The organism is Pseudoalteromonas sp. APC 3691 (assembly GCF_030408135.1).
In the GTDB taxonomy this organism is placed as follows: Bacteria; Pseudomonadota; Gammaproteobacteria; order Enterobacterales; family Alteromonadaceae; genus Pseudoalteromonas.
Map to the genome: position 1 here is coordinate 1 of NZ_JASDCB010000143.1, position 1,395 is coordinate 1,395.

The 1,395-nt window shown below is 42.7% G+C and carries 1 protein-coding gene; it reads right to left on the reverse strand.

Going from position 1 to position 1,395, the window contains the following annotated elements:
* Positions 1–1,315 (reverse strand): IS4 family transposase (locus QL998_RS20615; RefSeq protein WP_290193391.1); only part of this gene is annotated, 1,315 nt, incomplete at its 3' end.
* Positions 1,316–1,395 lie beyond the last annotated feature (80 nt).

The following is a 1,395-nucleotide window of genomic DNA, read 5'->3' on the forward strand; positions in this document are numbered from 1 at the left end:
TTTTTCGTTTATACCTAACTGGATATTTTTGTGTCTTTGCGAGCACCGTTCGCGGATAAGCTTTTCGCTTTCTTTTCTCCGGTAATATTAGCCGTTTACCGTTTTCACGTAGTTCTTTTAGCTTTTTAGGGATTGTCCCGGGGCTTCGACCTGAGCACCATAAAAACTCGTCTTGTATCAGGTATAATGCGTTTATGAAACTGATGCGTAATGGCTCCACTTTATGGGCTTTAGCCATCTCTGCCATTTCAAGTCTCACGATATTGTATGACGTCAGAATACCCCAGAGCTCTTGATAAATACCTTCCTGTTTCAAGCTCCGTAGCGCTGGCTTATTAGATAATTGATATTGCTTGAGCTCACCATATCCTCGCTCTATTTCCCATCGTTGCCAATAAACATCGAGTAGCGCTTTCAGCGGGTACTTTTCTGGACAGGCGCATGAGGTGATGAACCCTTTTATTTCACCTTTAGGTGTCGGAATTTGAATAAGCCTTGCTTGCCATGTATCACCTAGGTAAGGGGCTGATTTTTTAGCTTGTGGCGAAATAGGCATTGTTATTAAGTGGTCGTAATCGCTAAATGATTCCGTTATTTCATAGCGCATTTTACTTTTGATGGGCGTAAGCCAATGATGATTTTTGCTAACACCTTGCCAGCTCGTGAATAGTTCAGCCGAAAAGAAACCTCTATCAAATAGAGTTAGTGAATGTTCAGGTGCTGAGCCAACAAGCTGTTGAGCATAATGAATTTCACTTTGAGTAATGGGGCCAAACGCTGCATCGGATATTAAATGCGTTCTTGTCGACATCAAGGTTACAGCAAGTACTGAGGGGAAGTTCGTTGTCGATTGAGCATAGCCAAAATGACGGTTACTCGGCGTATCTTGGGTTTTAAATTGTGTACCGTCAACGCTTAGCAGCTTTAAACCACACACGTCATCAAAAGTTTGCGACTGCTCCCACTGCGTTGCTGCATGTTTAAAAAGGTGTTTCATAGGCGCTGCGCCTAGCTTTTCTTTCCCTTTTATAATACTGCTGGTCGCCAATGGTGGAAGCTCTCCTTTAGCGTCAGGAAAAGCGAGCTCTAGTTTGTCACAGACTTCAGATATTGAGCGGTTTCTTAATAAACCAATTCCTAACACAAGCCAAGCGGCTTGTTCGGCGGGGAAGCGTCGTTTGCGTACAGAGGCTCTTCCTGTTTGGGTAACAGCTTCTTCAATCCACTCAAGGGGAATGTGCTTAGTGAACGAATCAATATCACGATCTTGGCAAAACTCAGTCGTAAGGTGTAATTCTTTAATAAATTCAGACATAAAAATAGGCCACAACTTCTGTTGTAGCCTATTATGAGCCCTTTGAAAGATCGTTCAATTAGCTTAAACGATCTGCATTA